Below are 17,763 nucleotides of genomic sequence, written 5' to 3'. Positions count from 1 at the left end.
TACTAATGTGCCGCGGAGTCTAGGGGCACGCGACGGCATATCACGGAGGTTGGCGACACATCTTCAGAGGTCGCGATAGGGCGACGATCAGGCCGCCTCCTCCTGGCGGCCGAAAGCGGCGTGCAGGCGGGCCGCGACCGCAGCGTCCGACGATGCGTAAGCGTGCGCGTATCGGTTCGCGGCGGTCATTGTCGTATGCCCCAGTCGCCGCTGAACATCAACCACCGACGACCCCACCGCGTACGCGAGGGACGCCCCTGTGTGCCGCAAGTCGTGCCATGCCAGCCCGAGCGACTCGAGTCCTGCCCGCTTCTGCGCTCGCCGGAACATCTGGCCCAGCCACGTGCGCGTAAGGATGCCGCCGTCTTCCGTGCAGAACAACAGCGAGCCCTCGGATGACCCGACGTACGCCTCCATGTGACGTCTCAACTGCTCCATGACGAACTCGGGCAGCGCGACCACACGTCGTGATCCCTCCGTCTTGGTCCGCCCGAAAGTGGGCTTCTGCCCCGACAGCTCCAGGATGGCTCGCTCCACTCGGATCGTGCCCGCGTCCAGGTCTACATGGCGACGAGCCAGCGCCCTGAGCTCACCCGAACGCAAGCCAGACCAGGCGGCAACGATCACCGCTGCGGCGTAGCGTTCCGGCATCGCATCCGCGAGACTACGCACCTGCTCAGGGGTCGCGGGTTTGCGCTCCGCGGACTTCACTGTGGCAGCCCCACGAATCCGACACGGATTGCGAGGAATCAACTCCTCCCGCTCCGCCGTCGCGAGAACCGTCCGCAGCACCGCGTACGCCGCAGCGACGGCGGCAGCGCCCGTACCGCGCCGCGTTCGCTTAGGCCGTGTTGATCAAGAGGTTTCGCTCCCGGCTGGGTGAGTCTTAAGCGGTGACGCGACAGGAGATCTCTGACGAGGTGTGGGCCGTGATGGAGCCGTTGATGCCGACGGCGTCCGGGAGGTCGAGGCCGTGGGCGGATCATCGGTTGGCTGTCGAGGGGATGGCGTGGAAGTACCGCACCGGGGCTCCGTGGCGGGATGTGCCGGACCGGTTCGGGAAGTGGAACTCGATCTACAAGCGGTTCAACCGTTGGGCCGTGGACGGCACCTGGGAGAAGCTGCTGGCCGAGGTGCAGAAGCGGGCCGACGCCGCGGGGAAGATCGACTGGGTCGTCTCGATCGACTCCACGATCGCTCGTGTGCATCAGCACGGCGCGACCCTGAAGCGGGACACAGGGGGCTCTGCCGAATCACAAGAATCCGTGGTTCGAGCCGCCTGATCACGGGATCGGACGCTCCCGTGGCGGGCTGACGACCAAGCTGCACCTGGTCTGCGACGGTCGCGGCCGGCCGCTGGGGATGATGATCACCGGCGGGAACATCAACGACACCACGATGATGGCCGCAGTACTCGAGGACATCCGCGTCCCCCGCGACGGGAAGGGCAGGCCACGGACCCGCCCGGACCGGGTGCTCGCCGACAAGGGGTACCCGTCGAAGGCGAACCGTGCTTGGCTCCGCGACCGCGGTATCGCGGCGACCATCCCGGAGCGTGATGACCAGGTCGCGCACCGCCGCAAGAAGCCGGGCCGGCCGATCGACTTCGGCGAACAGCAGAAGGAACGCTACAAGGGCCGCAACGTCGTCGAGCGCTGCTTCAACCGGCTCAAGCAGTGGCGCGGCATCGCGATGCGCTCCGACAAGCTCCTCCGCAGCTACCGAGCCGCCGTCAGCCTCGCCGCGACGCTCATCTGGATCAAATCAGACTTGATCAACACGGCCTAGTAAGGGTGGGACAGCCAGCGGCATTCCACGCGAGCACGATGTGCTGGGGCAAGCGTCCAGTAGGTGCCACATCCAGCCCAGTCGCCACAGCCCAGGCGCGAATGCTGACCGCCGAGGGCTGCTCCTGTCCGGCCCCGGCTGCTGCGGCGGCGTCCTTCAGACAGCCAGCCCGCCACGAACGCACCTTCGTGGGCGTGATCTCGCCCAGTCTCTCCTTCCCGAGCCTTGGGAGCACCCACTTGGTGAGGTGCCTGCTGTAGTTCTCAACTGTGCGCGGCGAGAGGTCGGCGCTGTGGTCCGAGAGCCAGGCCGCAACGTAGGCCGCGAGCGAGTCCTCGCTCAGACGCGGGTCAATCCATGTGCCTCCGCGCAACGCGCGTTCCTGCTCACTCAACCAGTGGCGGGCGTCATCGCGCGTCGTGAAAGTGCGTGGAGCCCGAATCGTGCGGCCGTCCCTACGAAACAGTGCACGGTAGCGCTCGCCGCGCTTTTCGACGGAGCCGAAGTCGTTCGGATTGCGACGGGCCAGCCCCGTCTTGCGGCGCGTCACCTGCCCGACTCCATCGAGAAGGCAAGCGCGGCCTCCAGAGGGTCAGCGAGGGCCCCCGGCCTGGCGGCCAGCGCCACGTGGTGGTCGACATACTCGCGCAAGTCGTCGGGGTCGAACCCTTCATGCTCGATCGCGTTGCCCCACGTGCTGCAGAGCGCGGCCACGTCATCGAAGGAGGGCGCCGCTTCCGCGGCGTGGTCCGCGTTCCGCGCGCACGAGCAGAAGGAGAAGAAGGGCGAATCAGTCGATTGGTATTCACGGTGGACAGAGGACATGAGTTGCTCCTTTGCGGTCCGCGAGACCCAAGAAGGGCCCCACAGGTGGTTTCCGCTGGAGGGCTGAACTCATCCAGTGCCCAAGAATGCCGCGTAATCACGCGGTTCCGGGTGTGGACCTGAGGGGATTCGAACCCCTGACCTCTTCATTGCGAACGAAGCGCGCTACCAACTGCGCCACAGGCCCGTGAACCCAGTAACACTATCACGCACGCCGCAGCGGATTGAAGTTCAGACGCCTCACGCGCTGGCGGCGCGACGGCTCAGAAGGTCGCGAACGTGCGCTTCAATCTCAGCGTCGTCGACGTACCCCATGCGTGCGAAGTCGACGCCCGGCTTCGACGGCGCAGCAGCTGCGTCGCGCGGGACCGCACCTCCGGATGCCGCAGCCCGAGCGCGCTCCCGATCGGCGCGAACACGCTCGATCGTGGGCGGAGCGGCAGCGTCCGCACGCTGGCGCATGGCCTCGTCCAGTGCGGCCTGGCGAAGCGCCTCCCGCGCCGCGACCGCGTCCAGGGTGGCAGCGGCCCGGGACCCGGATGCCGCGGTCAGCGGCTTGGGCAACTCGCGCGGCGCCCACTGGCGCGAGACGGGAAGCGCGACATCCTGCACAGCCGGTGCTGTTCTGGCCGGGGCGGACGCTGATGTCTGAGAGCGCACAGCAGCGCGCGACGAGACCCGCGCCATCTGCACGAGCATCGCGGCACACACAGCGACGATGCCCGCGGACCACCACAGCATGACCTGCGATCCGGTCGTCGCCAACAGCCAGGCCCCCCACCCGAGGAAGGCGATCGCGATCACCCCGACGATCGTCGTCAGCAGCCGTGCCCGACGGCGAGCGCGTGCCCGGCGTGCCGCGGGAATCGACCTCGCGACGGCGAGATCCGCGCGGGCTTCCTCCACGGCGGCCTGTTCACGTTCCGCAGCCGCGAGCTTTGCCAGACGCTCACGCTCGGCGAGCGCGCGCTTGGCTTCCCGCTGCTGCGCGAGCGCCGTGCGGGCGTTGAGTTCGAGCCGCACCTCATCCGGTGTCTCGCTCGTCTCAGCGAGCACGCGCAGCGCCTGGTTCAGACGCACGGCGTTGCGTTCAGCCGCGTCGTACTGACGACGTTCGTACCATGACGGCACGAGGTAGACGAGCCACAGCAGCACCGAAACGGCAACGATGACCCCGCCGCCCAGTACTTGCCCGTCCATGATCCATACGGTATGCGACGGGCCCCCTCGAACCCGGGAGCCCGAGACGTGTGTCGGTCCCGATTGCCGGGATCGCGCACGAGCCTCAGACCGGCATCCGGTCTTCGGGGGGCACGGTCGCAGCATCCGCGGGCACCCGCCCCGACACCCACCGCCGTAGCACGCCCTCGGGAACGTCTTCGCGCACCAGTGCGAATGCGTAGTGGTCACGCCAGTCACCGTCGATGTGGATGTAGCGCCGGCGATACCCCTCGTACCGGAATCCCAGCTTCTCGACGATCCGCAGGCTCGCGTGGTTCTCGGGACGGATGCAGATCTCGACGCGGTGAAGATTGAGCTCGCGGAAGCAGATGTCCGTTGCGAGCGCGACCGAGATCGGGGTGATGTTGCGACCGGCGAATTCCTCGGCGATCCAGTACCCGATCGTGGCCGACGCGAGCGAGCCGCGCGCGATCCCCCACACGTTGAGCTGACCGGTGCACTGCCCCTCGTACTCCATGACGTAGGGCACGCCGGAACCGTCCCGGTACTGCTGGAGCAGGCGACGGATGCTCAGTCTCATGTCGAACGAGACCGGCCCGTCGGGACTGGTCGCCTCCCACCGGCGCAACCATGACCGGTTCTCCAGCAGCAGCTGCTGGAGCACGCGGGCGTCGCGGGGTCGCACGAGGCGGATCGATACCGGGCCGTGCTGGAGGGGAGACGTCAGATCCACGTGACCCCTCCGACCCGGGCGGCGCTTACAGGGTCGCCGCGAAATCCTTCAACCAGGGCTTCAGTTCGGCGCCGAGATCCTCACGATCGGACGCGAGCTGAACGATGGCCTTGATGTAGTCCACCTTATCCCCGGTGTCGTAGCGACGACCCCGGAAAACCACGCCGCGCACGCCGGGACCGTTCGGGTCCTTCGCGAGTTCCTCGAGAGCGTCGGTGAGCTGGATCTCGCCACCCTTGCCCGGCTCGGTGTGCTCGAGCACCTCGAACACCGACGGCGCGAGCACGTAGCGCCCGATGATCGCGAGGTTCGACGGCGCGTCCTCCTTGGCCGGCTTCTCGACCAGACCCCCCACCGTGACGACATCCGGATCGTCGGTGGGCTCGGCGACGGCGCAGCCGTACAGGTGGATCTGCTCGGGGTCGACCTCCATGAGCGCGACGATCGCAGCGCCCGTGCGACGGTGCTCGTCGAGCATCTTGGTCAGCAGCGGGTCGCGCTCGTCGATGAGGTCGTCGCCGAGCAGGACGGCGAACGGGTGGTTACCGACGTGCGACTTCGCACGAAGCACCGCGTGGCCCAGACCCTTCGGCTCACCCTGGCGCACCATGTGGACCTCGGCCAGATCAGAGGAGTGCTCGACGGCCGCGAGCTTCTTGCCGTCGCCCTTCTCACGCAGCTTCTCTTCGAGTTCGGGAACCGAGTCGAAGTGGTTGGCGATGTTGTTCTTGTTGCGCCCGATGATGATCAGAACGTCCTGGATGCCTGCGGCGGCGGCTTCCTCGACGACGTACTGGATCGCCGGCTTGTCGACGACCGGCAGCATCTCTTTGGGCATGGCTTTGGTAGCAGGAAGGAAGCGGGTGCCCAGACCTGCCGCCGGAATAACTGCCTTGAAGGGGAGATCAGACATGACCTCACTCTACCGAGCCGCTATGAACAGCATGTGACGGATGCCGCGCCCGGCGTCATCCGTCGACATCACCGGCCGAAACCTGCCGCACCGACCACGCACCCTAGAATCTACGCATGTCCGATGCGATCGCCGACGCGAAGCGCGCCATGCGCGCCGACCTGCGAGAGCGTCGTCAGATGACGTCCGAGGCAGCGCGCGACACGGCAGCGGCCGGCATCCGGACCCAGCTCGACGCCCTCGTGAACAGACTCGGTGCGACATCCGTCTCGTGCTTCCTGTCGACGACGAGCGAGCCCGGTACCCGCCAGTTCGTGAACGCCGCCATCGATCGAGGACTCCGCGTCTTGCTGCCGATCACCCGCGCCGACGGACTGCTCGACTGGACCGTCGCCGAGCGGGACGGCAGCGAGGTCGAAGGCCTGTTCGGGATGCCTGAGCCGACAGGCGAGTTGCTCGGCCCGATCGCGGTGAACGACGTCGACCTCATGATCATCCCGGCTGCCGCCGTCGACACGACGGGGATGCGACTCGGCTGGGGTCGCGGCTACTTCGACAAGACCATCGGCTCCATGGAGCGCTGCCCGCCCGTCTACGCCGTCATCTTCGACGACGAACTCGTGACCGAGGTTCCGCGGGACCTGCACGACCAGCCGGTGACGGGCGTGGTGACCCCCACGCGGATCGTCGAGCTTCCCCTTTCCCACAGCTAGCACTCTCGTACCGACCGAAAGACAACCGATGCCCACGTACGCCTACGTCTGCCGCCAGTGCGGCCACCGATTCGAAGCCGTGCAGTCGTTCACGGATGCCTCACTGACCGAATGCCCCGAATGCCGCGGCGCCCTCCGCAAGGAATACGGCTCGATCGGGGTCACGTTCAACGGATCGGGCTTCTACCGCACCGACTCGCGCGCGACCGGTGGCGCGGGTAAGGACTCGGGCGGCTCGGGATCGAAGGACTCGGGTTCGAAGTCCGACAGCTCGAGCTCGTCGTCCAGTTCGAGCTCGTCGTCAGCGTCGAGCGCCTCGACGAGCACCGCGACCGCCTCGAGCTCGAGCTGACGCTCCATCACCAAGGGATAGCCATGATCAAGGGATTCCGGGAGTTCATCCTCCGCGGCAATGTCATCGACCTCGCCGTCGCCGTCGTGATCGGCGCCGCGTTCACCGGCATCGTCAACGCCATCGTCGCGGGCCTGATCAACCCGCTGATCGCCCTCATCTTTCAGGCAGACAACCTCAACTCCCTCACCTGGGAGGTGCCCACGCTCATGGGCGGCACCACGACATTCGCGTGGGGCTCGATCGTCGGTGCGGTCATCAACTTCCTCGCCGTGGCGGTTGTGGTGTACTTCGCGTTCGTCATGCCGATGAACCGACTCAAGGAGCGCGCCGCCGCCCGAGAGCAGATGCCGCCCGAGCCCGTACCCATGCCCAGCGAGGCCGAGATCCTCATCCAGATCCGCGATCTGCTGCAGAAGCAGAACGACGCCGCCCCGCCGAAGCCCTGACACAGCCACCCCCGCGAACCCGCACAGCCACCCCCGCGAACCCACACGGAGGTCGCCGAGCCCACACCGTTCTGCGTCCGAGGGCTGTGGGTTCGACGCGGGAGGTGTGGGGTCGGCGCTGATCGTCGCAGCGCCGAGGCGGGGCGTGGAGACGTCAGTAGTGCGGGGGGACGTCGGCGCGCAGGCGGTCGTCGTTGGGGCCGGTGTCGGATGACGGTGCCGTCGAGGGCGGACCGGCATCGGCATCCGGGTCGTCGGGGGCGACATCCGTGCCCGGAGCGGGAGTCAGTCGCGCACGGCGTGAGCCGGGGACGCGCTCGACCCGCTGACGGTCTTCAGGCGACGACATCGATCGGCTGGGTGTCACCCTCGGCGACCGGCGCTTCGACCGCGACGCCGAGGATGCCGGCGATACGCTGCGCGACGCCGACCGGGTCGCTGTACAGATCGAAGGAGTGCACGCGCACATAGTGCCAGCCCAGGCGCCGCAGGATCTGGGGCCGAAGTCGCAACGACTCGCGCAGCGATCCGCCGATCGTCTCGGGGTCGCTCTCGGCCACGACGGCCTTGCCCTGGTGATGTGCAACCAACGGCAGCAGGCCGCGGTAGTTCACGTCGACGGCGACACCCAGGCGTCGGAGCTCTTTCGCGAGCGAGAGCATCAGCGGGTCCCCGTCGTCCTCACGCCGGGTCACCCGCGCGCGACGCTCGACGTCGCCGAGAATCGACATGAGCGAGGCCGCGCCGTGCGCCAGTCGACGATCGTCCACGGACCCGGGACGGATGCAGGACACGATGACCATCGAGCGGCGCGCCCGCGTCATGCCCACGGTCAGGAGCCGTTCGCCGTCCGCTGTCGAGAGATCTCCGAAGTCGCTGAGCACGCGGCCGTGCCGCGTGAGCCCGAACCCGAGCGAGAAGATGACGCGGTCGCGGCTCTCGGCCACGGACTCCTCGAGCGTCAGGACCGAGAACGGTTCAGCGGAGTCACGCGCGACGAAATCGGCGACATCCGAGCGACCCGCAAAGGCACGGTCCACGGCGGCACGGATGCGGGCCGCGTGCTTCGCGCTCGCGGTGATCACCATGAGCGACTCGGATCCGCGGTTGACGGCGTGCTCGACGACGAGCGTGACAACGCGCGCGACTTCGGCATCCGGGCTCTCGACCGCGCCGGATTCGGGGTCGGGGACACCGATCCCGCCCTCGACGTAGTCGACCGAGAGACTGCCTCGCCCGAGGTACGACCCCGCCCACGGCAGCGACACGATCTCGCCGCCGTAGAACGCGCCGTTGACCAGCTCAGCGAGGTCTTCTCCCCCGGCGCGGTAGCTGCGGGTCAATGTCTCGACGGGAAGGATCTCGGCGAGGCGCTCGAACACGCTCGCGTCGTCGAACGGATGCTCGGGCTCATCGTCGACGGTCGGCGTTCCGGCCGCAACGCGGAACGCGGTCGGCTTCTGCGTCACGGGGTCGCCCAGCGCCACGATCTGCCGGCCGCGACGGATCGCGGGCGCCGCCTCCGTCAGGCTCAGCGACGCGGCATCCGAGATCACGACGACGTCGAACACGAGATCGTCGGGGATCGCCGGAACCTCGTACGGCGACGCGAGCCATACCGGAGCGAGGGAACGCATGAGCGTCGGCGCCGTCGAGATGAGGTGGCGCGGCGACGTGCGGCCTTCGCGCAGTGCCTGCTTGAGCGCGGTAGCCTCCTGGGGCTCATCGACGATCCCCACGCGCCACTGCGTCGCCAGCTGAGCTGCCAAGAGCTGCCCGGATGCCGCCGCGTGTGCTTCGTCCACGAGGCGGAAGTCACGCTCCAGGCGGTCGACCACGGCCGTGTTGGCGCCCAGCAAGGCCCGGTCGCTTCGCAGCAGGTGCTCCAGCGCGGATTGCCACCAGGCGTACTCGAGCTCGTCGGCGACCTGCTGTTCGGGCACGTGCCGTACCGAGAGGTCGAGCAGCAACGGCTCGAGTCCGAGCGCCGCCAGCTCACTTCGCAGGCTTGCGCGCTCCATCAGGTTCTCGAAGACTTCCGACTCTGCCGCGAGCCCCGCGAGGGTGCGAACGAGAGTCTTCACCGGCAGTGCAGACAGGGCCTGCGCACCCGAACGCCCCAGCACGGTGTCGAGTTCGGCAAGCTCGGCATCCACCCGCTGCCATGCCACCGCGACGTCGGCAAGACCGAGCGGGATGTCGGGAACGACGTTCGCCTCGACATACCGCTGCCACTGCTGACGCTGCTTCTGGATGCGAAGGAGCGCTTCGTACATGTCTCCGACGTGCACCCCGGGGCGGACGTACTCGCGCGACAGACGACGGAGCCGGCGGCGGTCGGCGCCGCTGAGGGTCGAGGTGTCGCGGCGCGGCGCGTGCGCCTGAATGAGGTCGCCCAGCGGCCGCTCGAACACCGTCGGGCTGAAGCGATCGAGCGAGTCCCGGATGCCCTGAAGCAGGCGCAGATACTCGCCGAGCTCTTCGACGCTCTCGAACGGACGCATGTGCGTCTGCCCGAGCAGAACATAGCCCCGCTCCAGCAGGTGCGGAACATCCATGCGGTGGAGCTTGCCCGCCAGGGCATGCGCGGCGCGCGCCTGCTCGGTGGTGGCGAAACTCACCCCGTACCACGGGGAATCCGAGGGGCCGATCCGAAACTCGCCGAGGCGCGCTGCCGACGCCAGCTTCGCCGCCGCATCCTCACGACCGCGCGCGAGCCGCACGAGCGTTTCGATGTCCAGGCGCGCCGTCGTGGTCGGGGGATTCTCGCGCTGCGCGAGCGCCGAGAGCTGTCGAAGGATGTCGAGAACGGACGTGCCGAGCGCGTCGTGCCGGTCCGCCAGCGACGAGCGGTAGTCGCGCAGCACCGTGCGCAGCCGCACGAGCGCATCATCGATCTCGGCGACCTTGGGCGCTGCCGCTTTCTCGTTGCGCCCGATGGCGCGGACGAGATCGCGTTGCAGTTCGCTCGGGGAGACCGCGAGCCCGGGAAGCCCGACTCCAGCCAGACGATGCCGGACGCCATCGAGGGTCGAGCGCCGGGCGCTGACGACGAGCACGCGGCGCCCCTCGCGCACCAGGGCCCCGACCGCGTTGATGACCGTCTGGGTGCCTCCGGTTCCCGGGAGTGTATGCACGACGACAGACTGACCGGCGATGATGCGCGCCAGGACTGCCTCTTGTTCGGCATCCGCATCCAGCAGCAGCGTGTCGGCAGACGGGACACGATCATCGGGTCCCGGCATCACGGGAATGGGGCGGCGTAGGGTGACCGTCTCGCGATCGGCGGGGTGACCGGCGAGCGCATTGAGCACGGGGTGATCGAGGTGTGCCGCATCGCGAACCATGGCCGAACCGACGTCCACGAAGGTTGACACGACGAGTCGGGGCTTGACGACGAACGACGGGATCTGTGCCATGAGGGCCCGCAGGTGGTCGATTACCGGCTGCGGCTTGAAGACGCCCTGGTCGTACGCCAGTCCTGACAGCGCGTCGCCGTCGAGCTCGATGCCGAAGTGCAGCCGCATCGCCCGCAGCAGTTCGGGATTCACCTGGAAGCTGCCATGGAGCTTCAGTTCGAAGTCGGTGTGGTGCCGCCGGATGGCGAGCGGGCGCAGAAGGACGGGCGCGACGCAGTCCAGTCCGCCGATCCGCCAGGACGCGATACCCACGGCCAGACGCACGGCGTCGATACCCCGCGCGGTGCGCAGCTCGACGTTCTTGGTCGTGATGCGCTCGGCGGCGCGACGGGCCGTCCCGAGCGCCACCTCGTCTCGGAAAAGTCCGGACAGGAGCGTGGAGCGCCCAGTGATGAACTGCGGAAGGCTTCCGGGGTGCGCCTTGGTGATCTCGATTCCGGCGTCGGGAGCGTCCGAGAAGTGCAGCAGCGGCGAACGACCGCCCAACTCTGCGGCCTGCGCGCGCAACCTCTCGCGTTCCTCTTCGGCGATGTGGACGATCGTCGCGTCGGTGTCGGCGAGGGTCAGGTCGGCGGGGTCCACCGACACCGCACGCATCGCGCCATCGGCACCGAGGATGACGCCACCTTCTGCTCGCACCACACGGTCAGACTAGGTCTCCGTCTCGGCGCGTCCCGGTAACGCCCCACGAGTGTTGCGGTATTGCGCGACACGCCGCGTCCGTCAGGGGTTCCTCCCCCGAGCGTGTTCCGACGAGACTGTCCACCGGGAGAGCCCCCCATGTCGTCCGGTCCCCGATCGGCGAACAGGATGGAGACATGCCCCCCGCTCAGACCCCGTCGACCTACTTCCTTCACCCCACGCCGCTCGGGGATGTCCTCATCGTCAGCTCCCCCGAGGGCGTCCTTTCCTGTCATCCGTCATACGACGATCCCGGAGACGACCTGGCAGCTCTCGCGTTCGCGCTCGGGCGCGCACCAACCGTGGGAGTCGCGGATGCCCGGGGAGCAGCTGGCCGCCCAGCTCGACGAGTACTTCGCGGGTCGCCGCACGCAGTTCGACCTCCCTCTCGACTGGCGACTGGTCAGAGGGTTCACCCGTGAGGCTCTCGAAGCGGTGACCCGAATCCCGTTCGGCGAGACCGCCAGCTATGGCGAAGTGGCCGTCATGGCCGGGAGAGCCCGCGCCGCACGCGCCGTCGGAACGGCGTGCGCGACGACACCGTTCTCGATCGTTGTTCCGGTTCACCGGGTCATCCGGGCGGATGGCTCGATCGGAGAGTACGGCGGTCACCCCGAAACCAAGCGTTTCCTCCTCGATTTCGAGTCCGGCGTGTGAGGGCGCGGATCGCGACAGGAGGAGCGCGCAGGCCGGTGGCGCCGTGTAGGCCGGCGCCACCGAAGGGACCTCCGGCAGGGCGCCGGGGGTCCCCGTGCGAGGTGCGAGTGGGAGCGTCCCCGCGCCAGGCGCGAATGGTAGCCTCATCGCTACGGAACTTCGGCGACAGTGGTGTCCTGAACGGCATCAGTCGTCCCGACACGAGGCGGTCGACGTGGTCATCGCACACCCCATCGATGCGGAGCATGATCTTCTTGCTCGTGCGGTGGCGCGCCTGCCTCTTGCCACGAAGTTTCCGATTGCGTTCGGCGGGCTGACCGCCGATGGCCTGCTGCCGGTGACGGCGACCGCGGGCACCCGCACTCGTTCCCTCGCCGGTCTGGTCGTGCGACCGGAGCGGGGCTTGGGAGGTCGGGCGCTGGTCGAGAAGCGGGCGCGGCTCACGATCGACTACCGCACGGCACGCGGAATCACCCACGATTACGATCGCGCCGTTCTCGGCGAAGGAATCTCAACACTGTTCGCTGTTCCTGTCATGGTCGACGGCCACGCCCGAGGCGTGCTCTATTGCGGCTCGTGGAGCGAATCCCCGGTGGGTGATGTCGTCGCGCGATCGGCGTTCACCGTTGCCGAGTCGCTCGCCATGGAGTTGCGCGTAAATGCAGAGATCGCGCGCCGACTGTCATTGGTGGCAACGCCCGAGCCGGCAGCAATCGGCAGCGCTGCTCGCGAGGAATTGCGCGAGAGTTATGCGGAAATCCGAAGCATCGCGGCATCCATTTCCGATGAATCGGTGAAGCAACGACTGGCAGCACTCGAAAGGAAGCTCGCCGCGCTCACGGCGGACGCGACGGCTGCACCGTCCGACGTGCGTCTGTCCCCCAGAGAAATCGATGTTCTCGCGAGCGTCGCTGTCGGCGCGACCAATGCCGAGATCGCCTCGACGCTGGGCCTCAAGGAAGCCACCGTGAAGTCCTATTTGCAGGCGGCGATGTCGAAGCTGGATGTGTCGACCCGACACGCGGCTGTCACGAAAGCCCGTCGCGCGGGAATTCTTCCCTGAATTCTCTCCGCCGTTACCGACGACGAATTCCCGGCGGCCCACCGGCGCAACCTGCGAATTTCCGATACCGACCCAATAGAGTTGTTCCATGGCACGAAAAATCGTTCATCAACTCGTCGATGACCTTGATGGAACCGTTCTGGAGGTCGGTGAGGGAGACACAGTGACGTTCTCCCTCGACGGCATCGCGTACGAAATCGATCTCACCGATGCGAACGCCTCCGCCCTGCGCGAATCCTTGGCACCGTATATTTCGGCTGGTCGCCGTGTGTCGGCGTCGCACAGCGCGTCGACATCGGGGCGCAAGCGCCGCCGTTCCGGGCAACAGGACTACGCCGCCGTTCGCGCCTGGGCAAAGGAGAACGGCTACGCCATCTCTGAGCGGGGCCGCGTTCCGGCATCCGTGCTCGAGGCTTATAACGCAGCCACCTGACCACACGATGAACGCCCCGTCGCCGCGGCCGCGGTGTGGCGCTGCGGCTCAGCCGTGCGGGATGACCCCCTGCTCCTGAAGCACCCACGTGAGGTAAGGGGAAATGTGCTCCGCGTAGGGGACCGTCAGGTGTGTCTGGTCATACCTGATCGGAAGGGTCCCCGCGAACGCCGGGCAGATCTCCTCCCAACAGGTGAAGGGGAGCGCGTCGATCCAATGGTCCCCCGACGCTGCGGCAGCGGCTACCGTCGCTGACCACAGCGCCTTCCAGGTGTCATCGACCGCGGACGCGCAGGCAAACGGTGACGACAGCGGTGAGTAGCATGCGCCGAGATTCACCCCCTGGGGAGGCGGGGCGAGGTAGACGATCCGTCCCGGCATTCCGTAGGACGCCGCCTCGGCCTGTGTGGACGCGACAAGTTCCTCCGCCGAGAGGTCCTCGCCTGCCGTCGAGCGCCCGAGCGTGAACGCGTTCGACACGATGACCGCCGCGGGCTGATCCGCCACGATCGCCCGCTGCACGAGCGCCTTGCGTTCCTCGCACGCCGCCATGATGCCTTCACCGTCGTTCTGGACGAGCACGTCGGTGAACCGGCATCCGTAGAGCCCGATGGTGGTGGAACGGATCTGGCCGCCGCTGCTCTCGGCGATGGCGCGCAGAGCCGGCGCATATGCCATCGCGGCGGAGTCACCGACGAGATACAGGTGGACGGGCGCCTCACGACTTCCCCAGGTGCACGCCGCGGGATCTGGCGTCACCTCCGGCGAGAAGCAGTCATGCGCGGGGTTCGCGCCGGACGACTGCGCCATCACCTCGTCCAGCGACGGATGAAGCTCGGGCCATGTCGAGGCCGCTACCGCCGCGGCCAGATCAGCCTGAAGCTGCGCCGTCGGGTCCTCGGCCAACAGCGGAGCTGCGGGGGCAGCGAACGCGGGAGGCTGAATGACAGGCCCGGCCCCGGACGCCGAGTACACCCACGTCGCCGCGGCGAGGCTGACGGCGACCAGACCAGCCGTGGCGAGGAAGATCTGAGCGCCGAACCGTTCGCGCCAGGCTCGCCCTGCAGCCGCCGTCGGTTCGAGAGCGGATGCGGGATCCCTCGCCGGTGCCCCCGCGCGCGGCGGCACCGGCTCGGGCGGCACCACCGGCGCAGTGACAGGGGCGGCCTGCGGTGACGCTGACCGCGGACTGCCCGGGAAATACCGACTTCCGGGGGTCCAGCCCGCGGGCCTCGTCGCCGCGGCCGGTCGCGCGGTCGCCGCGGCCGGGCGCGCGACCGGCGCGGCCGGAACCCGGGGCGGCTCGCTCGCCAACGCACCGGCACCCGTGGCGGGGGCAGCTCCCGGCATCCGTCCCCCGAGCCACGGGGCGTACCGAAGCGGCTGCTCGACGATGAAGTACGACGCCAGACTCAGCACGGCGATGGCGGCGAGCACGATCCAGATCTGCTCCTCGGATGCCGGCAGCACCGTCGCCGCGAACACGATGACCGGGAAGTGCCACAGGTAGAGCGAGTACGACATGTCTCCGATGAAGACCATCACCGGATTCGAGAGAGGGAACAGGTGGCGCTGGCGCGGATCGCCCCCGACGCCTCCCGCCAGCACAAGGCAGGTCGCCGCTACCGGGAGCGCCGCCCAGGGCGCCGGGAATGCGTCCGACGTGGGCTCGATCACTCCCACGGACACGACGATTCCGACAACTCCCAGCCACCCGAGGAGCACGCCGACAGGCCGGGGAATGCGCGCCAACAGCGGAACAACGGCAGCCAGGAACGCACCCGCGGCCAGTTCCCACGCCCGCGTCAGTGTCGAGAAGTAGGCGAGGGTCGGCTGCATGTCCGTCTGCATGAGCGCCCACGCGAAGGATGCGGTCGCCACCGCTGCCGCGGCGAGCGCAACGACCACGCGCGCCGGCCACCGTCGCCGCGCGGAGAGCGGCACCACGAACAGCAGAAGCACGAGAAAGCCGGGCCAGACGAGGTAGAACTGCTCCTCGACCGACAGCGACCAGAAGTTCTGAATCGGCGAGATCGCGTCCGCCGCATGGAAATAGTCGGTGCCCTCGGCCGCGAAGCGCCAGTTCGAGACGAACAGCGCCGCGGCCACGGCATCCCACAGCGTCTGGTCGGCACGCACGCTGTTGAAGACGACGAACGCTGCTCCGGTGACGACCCCGAGGGTCACGAGCGCTGCCGGAAGGATGCGGCGTGCCCGCCGCGCGTAGAACCCCGCCAATGACACCCGCCCGTGGGTACTCCACTCGGCAAGCAGCATCCCGGTGATGAGGAAGCCCGAGATGACGAAGAAGACATCCACGCCGACGAATCCGCCGGCTGGCCATCCGACCGCGTGCGCGCCGACGACCGCGAGGACGGCCAGGGCACGCAAGCCTTGGATGTCGCGGCGCGGTGGGGAGGCGAGAGGAGGTTCAGGAGTCATGGCGAGAGCTGTCGCTCAGTCTATGGGAGCGCTCTCACGTCGGCACGAGGCGAGAGTCTCACAGCGCGTCGAGCTGAGCGAGAAACTCATCGGCCATGTGCACCTGCTCCTGGAGGCGCTGCTTCCGCTCCAGCGCGGCGTCACGAATCGCACGCAGCCGACCCGTGTCGGCGGCGCCCGACCCCGAGGCGGCGCCATCGAACGCGTGAAGAACGTCCCGCATCTCCTCCAGGCTGTAGCCCAGCGGCTTCATCCGGCGAATCAGCATCAGCCGGGCGATGTCCGATTCGGTGTAGAGCCGGAACCCGCCCTCTGTACGCCCACTCGGGACGACCAGCCCGATCTCGTCGTAATGCCGCAGCGTCCGCAACGAGAGTGACGTGCGTTCGGCGACCTCGCCGATGTGCATCATTCGTTCGGAGCCCACGGGTCCTCCGGCTGCCATCTCGTCCTTAACTCTCACGTTACGGTAGAGTCGATCACGGTTCGCGTTCTGCGAGACCACTTCACCCATTCTCCCTGCCGCCCGACGGCGGTGACGACGCGATGCGCCGCGTCCTCCATCATGCCGAGGAGTGCTGTGACCGACGCTCTGCCCGCCCCCGACCCCGCCGCTCGCTACCGGATCGAGCCCACGGTGCTGCAAGCGTTGCGCAGCCCGAGACTGCTGACCCGCGAGGTGCTCGCGGGTCTGGTCGTGGCGATCGCGCTCATTCCCGAGGCGATCGCTTTCTCGATCATCGCGGGCGTGGATCCGCGACTGGGTCTGTTCTCGTCGTTCGTGATGGCTGTCGCGATCGCCTTCCTCGGCGGCCGGCCCGCGATGATCACCGCGGCGACGGGAGCGATCGCCCTCGTCATTGCGCCGGTCGCACGCGAGCACGGCGTGGACTACCTGATCGCGACCGTGCTCCTTGGCGGACTCATCCAGATCGCGTTCGCGGCCCTGGGCGTCGCCAAGCTCATGCGCTTCATCCCTCGCAGCGTCATGGTCGGCTTCGTCAACGCGCTGGCAATCCTCATCTTCACCTCACAGTTCCCGCAGCTGATCGATGTCCCGTGGCTGGTCTACCCGATGGTCGGTGTCGGCCTGCTGATCATGTACCTCATGCCGCTGTGGACGAAGGTCGTACCGGCGCCGCTGGTGGCGATCGTGCTGTTGACGGCCGCCGCGGTGGTCTTCGCGATGAACATCCCGACCGTCGGCGACCAGGGTGACCTGCCCGACAGCCTCCCGAGCCTGTTCATCCCGAACGTGCCGCTCACGCTCGAGACCCTGCAGATCATCGCGCCCTATGCTCTCGCGATGGCCGTCGTCGGTCTCCTCGAGTCCCTCATGACCGCCAAGCTCGTCGACGACATCACCGACACCCACTCCCGCAAGACACGTGAGGCCTTCGGGCAGGGCGGCGCGAACATCCTGTCGGGCCTGTTCGGCGGCATGGGAGGGTGCGCGATGATCGGGCAGACGATGATCAACGTCAAGGCGTCCGGCGCACGCACGCGGATTTCGACGTTCCTGGCCGGGGTGTTCCTGCTCATTCTCGTGCTCGTTCTTGCCGACATCGTCGCGGTCATTCCGATGGCGGCCCTGGTCGCTGTGATGATCGTCGTTTCGGTCGCGACCTTCGACTGGCACAGCATCCGCCCCTCGACCCTGCGACGGATGCCGAAGAGCGAGACCGCGGTCATGCTGATCACCGTCGTCATCACCGTGTGGACCCACAACCTGGCGATCGGCGTGATCGCCGGAGTCATCGCGGCGATGGTGCTGTTCGCGCGTCGCGTCGCGCACTTCGTCGAGGTCCGACGTGAGACCGATGCCGAGGCATCCGTCCCCACGGTGCGCTACACCGTCGACGGCGAACTCTTCTTCGCCTCGAGCAACGACCTCACGACGCAGTTCGAGTACTCGCACGACCCCGACCGCGTCATCATCGACATGTCCCGTTCGCATATCTGGGATGCGTCGACGGTGGCGGCCCTGGATGCCGTCGTCACGAAGTATGAACAGCGGGGCAAGCGCGTCATCCTCGAGGGGATGAACGAGGCGACCACGAACTTCCACGGTCGACTGTCGGGCGGTCTCGGCAGCGGGCACTGAGGGTGGACG

At 67.9% G+C, this 17,763-nt stretch carries 17 protein-coding genes, 1 tRNA gene and 2 pseudogenes; 8 read left to right on the top strand and 12 right to left on the bottom strand.

The features are described 5' to 3' along the window. Nucleotides 1–87: 87 nt before the first annotated feature. The gene (locus tag ACSGC5_RS03030) at nucleotides 88–711 is read right to left on the bottom strand and encodes a site-specific integrase (protein ID WP_292800682.1); all 624 of its coding nucleotides are present in this window, start codon (nucleotides 709–711) and stop codon (nucleotides 88–90) included. Between the two features lie 221 nt (nucleotides 712–932). On the opposite strand from ACSGC5_RS03030, the pseudogene ACSGC5_RS03025 reads away from it, so the two are divergent. Beyond that, nucleotides 933–1,788: pseudogene (locus ACSGC5_RS03025) on the top strand (IS5 family transposase). Here ACSGC5_RS03025 and ACSGC5_RS03020 read toward each other — a convergent pair. The 6 genes from ACSGC5_RS03020 to galU all read right to left on the bottom strand — a co-directional run bounded on the left by ACSGC5_RS03020 (nucleotide 1,775) and on the right by galU (nucleotide 5,441). Further along, entirely contained in the window at nucleotides 1,775–2,338 is a 564-nt protein-coding gene (locus tag ACSGC5_RS03020; RefSeq protein ID WP_434969126.1) for an Lsr2 family DNA-binding protein, read from the bottom strand. The pseudogene ACSGC5_RS03025 and the gene ACSGC5_RS03020 sit on opposite strands and share 14 nt — an antisense overlap. Beyond that, nucleotides 2,335–2,613 carry a hypothetical protein gene (locus tag ACSGC5_RS03015; RefSeq protein ID WP_434969125.1) on the bottom strand — a complete coding sequence of 93 codons (279 nt, stop codon included), beginning with the start codon at nucleotides 2,611–2,613 and terminating at the stop codon, nucleotides 2,335–2,337. Before ACSGC5_RS03015 ends, ACSGC5_RS03020 begins: the two co-directional genes overlap by 4 nt. A 114-nt stretch (nucleotides 2,614–2,727) precedes the next feature. After that, a tRNA-Ala gene (locus tag ACSGC5_RS03010) sits at nucleotides 2,728–2,800 on the bottom strand. Between the two features lie 53 nt (nucleotides 2,801–2,853). Continuing rightward, nucleotides 2,854–3,813: a large exoprotein gene (locus ACSGC5_RS03005; RefSeq protein WP_434969124.1), complete on the bottom strand. Its 960-nt coding sequence runs from the start codon at nucleotides 3,811–3,813 to the stop codon at nucleotides 2,854–2,856. Between the two features lie 85 nt (nucleotides 3,814–3,898). Further along, on the bottom strand, nucleotides 3,899–4,528 hold the full coding sequence (locus tag ACSGC5_RS03000; RefSeq protein WP_434969123.1) for a GNAT family N-acetyltransferase: 630 nt from the start codon (nucleotides 4,526–4,528) through the stop codon (nucleotides 3,899–3,901). Nucleotides 4,529–4,553: 25 nt separating this feature from the next. Beyond that, complete coding sequence (gene galU, locus ACSGC5_RS02995; protein ID WP_434969122.1) at nucleotides 4,554–5,441, bottom strand: UTP--glucose-1-phosphate uridylyltransferase GalU; 888 nt, start codon at nucleotides 5,439–5,441, stop codon at nucleotides 4,554–4,556. 116 nt (nucleotides 5,442–5,557) lie between these two features. Here galU and ACSGC5_RS02990 point away from each other — a divergent pair, with 116 nt between their 5' ends. Beyond that, nucleotides 5,558–6,154 (top strand): 5-formyltetrahydrofolate cyclo-ligase, encoded by a 597-nt coding sequence (locus tag ACSGC5_RS02990; RefSeq protein WP_434969121.1) that lies wholly within the window; start codon nucleotides 5,558–5,560, stop codon nucleotides 6,152–6,154. Nucleotides 6,155–6,182: 28 nt separating this feature from the next. Continuing rightward, nucleotides 6,183–6,323: pseudogene (locus ACSGC5_RS02985) on the top strand (FmdB family zinc ribbon protein); the annotation flags it as partial. Nucleotides 6,324–6,337: 14 nt separating this feature from the next. Here the strand turns inward: ACSGC5_RS02985 and ACSGC5_RS02980 are convergent. Beyond that, nucleotides 6,338–6,514, bottom strand: a complete 177-nt coding sequence (locus ACSGC5_RS02980) for a hypothetical protein (protein WP_434969152.1) — start codon at nucleotides 6,512–6,514, stop codon at nucleotides 6,338–6,340. Nucleotides 6,515–6,529: 15 nt separating this feature from the next. Here ACSGC5_RS02980 and mscL point away from each other — a divergent pair, with 15 nt between their 5' ends. Beyond that, nucleotides 6,530–6,955 (top strand): large conductance mechanosensitive channel protein MscL, encoded by a 426-nt coding sequence (gene mscL, locus ACSGC5_RS02975; RefSeq protein ID WP_434969120.1) that lies wholly within the window; start codon nucleotides 6,530–6,532, stop codon nucleotides 6,953–6,955. 154 nt (nucleotides 6,956–7,109) lie between these two features. Here mscL and ACSGC5_RS02970 read toward each other — a convergent pair whose 3' ends face one another. Together ACSGC5_RS02970 and ACSGC5_RS02965 are read right to left on the bottom strand one after the other, a co-directional pair. Beyond that, entirely contained in the window at nucleotides 7,110–7,304 is a 195-nt protein-coding gene (locus ACSGC5_RS02970; protein ID WP_434969119.1) for a hypothetical protein, read from the bottom strand. After that, nucleotides 7,291–10,971 carry an AAA family ATPase gene (locus tag ACSGC5_RS02965; protein WP_434969151.1) on the bottom strand — a complete coding sequence of 1,227 codons (3,681 nt, stop codon included), beginning with the start codon at nucleotides 10,969–10,971 and terminating at the stop codon, nucleotides 7,291–7,293. The genes ACSGC5_RS02970 and ACSGC5_RS02965 overlap by 14 nt, the downstream gene beginning before the upstream one ends. A gap of 399 nt (nucleotides 10,972–11,370) precedes the next feature. Here ACSGC5_RS02965 and ACSGC5_RS02960 point away from each other — a divergent pair, with 399 nt between their 5' ends. The 3 genes from ACSGC5_RS02960 (at nucleotide 11,371) to ACSGC5_RS02950 (ending at nucleotide 13,208) form a co-directional block, all read left to right on the top strand. After that, nucleotides 11,371–11,712 carry a methylated-DNA--[protein]-cysteine S-methyltransferase gene (locus ACSGC5_RS02960; RefSeq protein WP_434969118.1) on the top strand — a complete coding sequence of 114 codons (342 nt, stop codon included), beginning with the start codon at nucleotides 11,371–11,373 and terminating at the stop codon, nucleotides 11,710–11,712. A 214-nt stretch (nucleotides 11,713–11,926) separates the two neighbouring features. After that, entirely contained in the window at nucleotides 11,927–12,775 is an 849-nt protein-coding gene (locus ACSGC5_RS02955) for a response regulator transcription factor (protein WP_434969117.1), read from the top strand. 88 nt (nucleotides 12,776–12,863) lie between these two features. Then, on the top strand, nucleotides 12,864–13,208 hold the full coding sequence (locus tag ACSGC5_RS02950) for a histone-like nucleoid-structuring protein Lsr2 (protein WP_434969116.1): 345 nt from the start codon (nucleotides 12,864–12,866) through the stop codon (nucleotides 13,206–13,208). A gap of 48 nt (nucleotides 13,209–13,256) precedes the next feature. Here ACSGC5_RS02950 and ACSGC5_RS02945 read toward each other — a convergent pair whose 3' ends face one another. Together ACSGC5_RS02945 and ACSGC5_RS02940 are read right to left on the bottom strand one after the other, a co-directional pair. Beyond that, complete coding sequence (locus ACSGC5_RS02945; protein WP_434969115.1) at nucleotides 13,257–15,650, bottom strand: acyltransferase family protein; 2,394 nt, start codon at nucleotides 15,648–15,650, stop codon at nucleotides 13,257–13,259. Between the two features lie 58 nt (nucleotides 15,651–15,708). Then, complete coding sequence (locus ACSGC5_RS02940; RefSeq protein ID WP_434969114.1) at nucleotides 15,709–16,062, bottom strand: MerR family transcriptional regulator; 354 nt, start codon at nucleotides 16,060–16,062, stop codon at nucleotides 15,709–15,711. 153 nt (nucleotides 16,063–16,215) lie between these two features. Between ACSGC5_RS02940 and ACSGC5_RS02935 the strand changes: the two genes are divergently transcribed. Further along, a complete protein-coding gene (locus tag ACSGC5_RS02935) occupies nucleotides 16,216–17,754 on the top strand; it encodes a SulP family inorganic anion transporter (protein WP_434969113.1) in 1,539 nt (512 codons plus the stop codon). Nucleotides 17,755–17,763 lie beyond the last annotated feature (9 nt).

Source organism: Microbacterium sp. bgisy207 (assembly GCF_965345035.1).
GTDB lineage: Bacteria > Actinomycetota > Actinomycetes > Actinomycetales > Microbacteriaceae > Microbacterium.
The sequence above is the reverse complement of the archived record's forward strand: the minus strand, read 5'-3'. Positions and strand labels throughout refer to the sequence as shown.

Coding starts and splice junctions, on each gene's coding strand:
- ACSGC5_RS03015 (WP_434969125.1), bottom strand. CDS start 2,613: ATGTCCTCTGTCCACCGTGAATACCAATCGACTGATTCGCCCTTCTTC.
- ACSGC5_RS03005 (WP_434969124.1), bottom strand. CDS start 3,813: ATGGACGGGCAAGTACTGGGCGGCGGGGTCATCGTTGCCGTTTCGGTG.
- galU (WP_434969122.1), bottom strand. CDS start 5,441: ATGTCTGATCTCCCCTTCAAGGCAGTTATTCCGGCGGCAGGTCTGGGC.
- ACSGC5_RS02990 (WP_434969121.1), top strand. CDS start 5,558: ATGTCCGATGCGATCGCCGACGCGAAGCGCGCCATGCGCGCCGACCTG.
- ACSGC5_RS02980 (WP_434969152.1), bottom strand. CDS start 6,514: ATGGAGCGTCAGCTCGAGCTCGAGGCGGTCGCGGTGCTCGTCGAGGCG.
- mscL (WP_434969120.1), top strand. CDS start 6,530: ATGATCAAGGGATTCCGGGAGTTCATCCTCCGCGGCAATGTCATCGAC.
- ACSGC5_RS02970 (WP_434969119.1), bottom strand. CDS start 7,304: ATGTCGTCGCCTGAAGACCGTCAGCGGGTCGAGCGCGTCCCCGGCTCA.
- ACSGC5_RS02965 (WP_434969151.1), bottom strand. CDS start 10,971: ATGCGTGCGGTGTCGGTGGACCCCGCCGACCTGACCCTCGCCGACACC.
- ACSGC5_RS02960 (WP_434969118.1), top strand. CDS start 11,371: ATGCCCGGGGAGCAGCTGGCCGCCCAGCTCGACGAGTACTTCGCGGGT.
- ACSGC5_RS02950 (WP_434969116.1), top strand. CDS start 12,864: ATGGCACGAAAAATCGTTCATCAACTCGTCGATGACCTTGATGGAACC.
- ACSGC5_RS02945 (WP_434969115.1), bottom strand. CDS start 15,650: ATGACTCCTGAACCTCCTCTCGCCTCCCCACCGCGCCGCGACATCCAA.
- ACSGC5_RS02940 (WP_434969114.1), bottom strand. CDS start 16,062: ATGATGCACATCGGCGAGGTCGCCGAACGCACGTCACTCTCGTTGCGG.
- ACSGC5_RS02935 (WP_434969113.1), top strand. CDS start 16,216: ATGCCGAGGAGTGCTGTGACCGACGCTCTGCCCGCCCCCGACCCCGCC.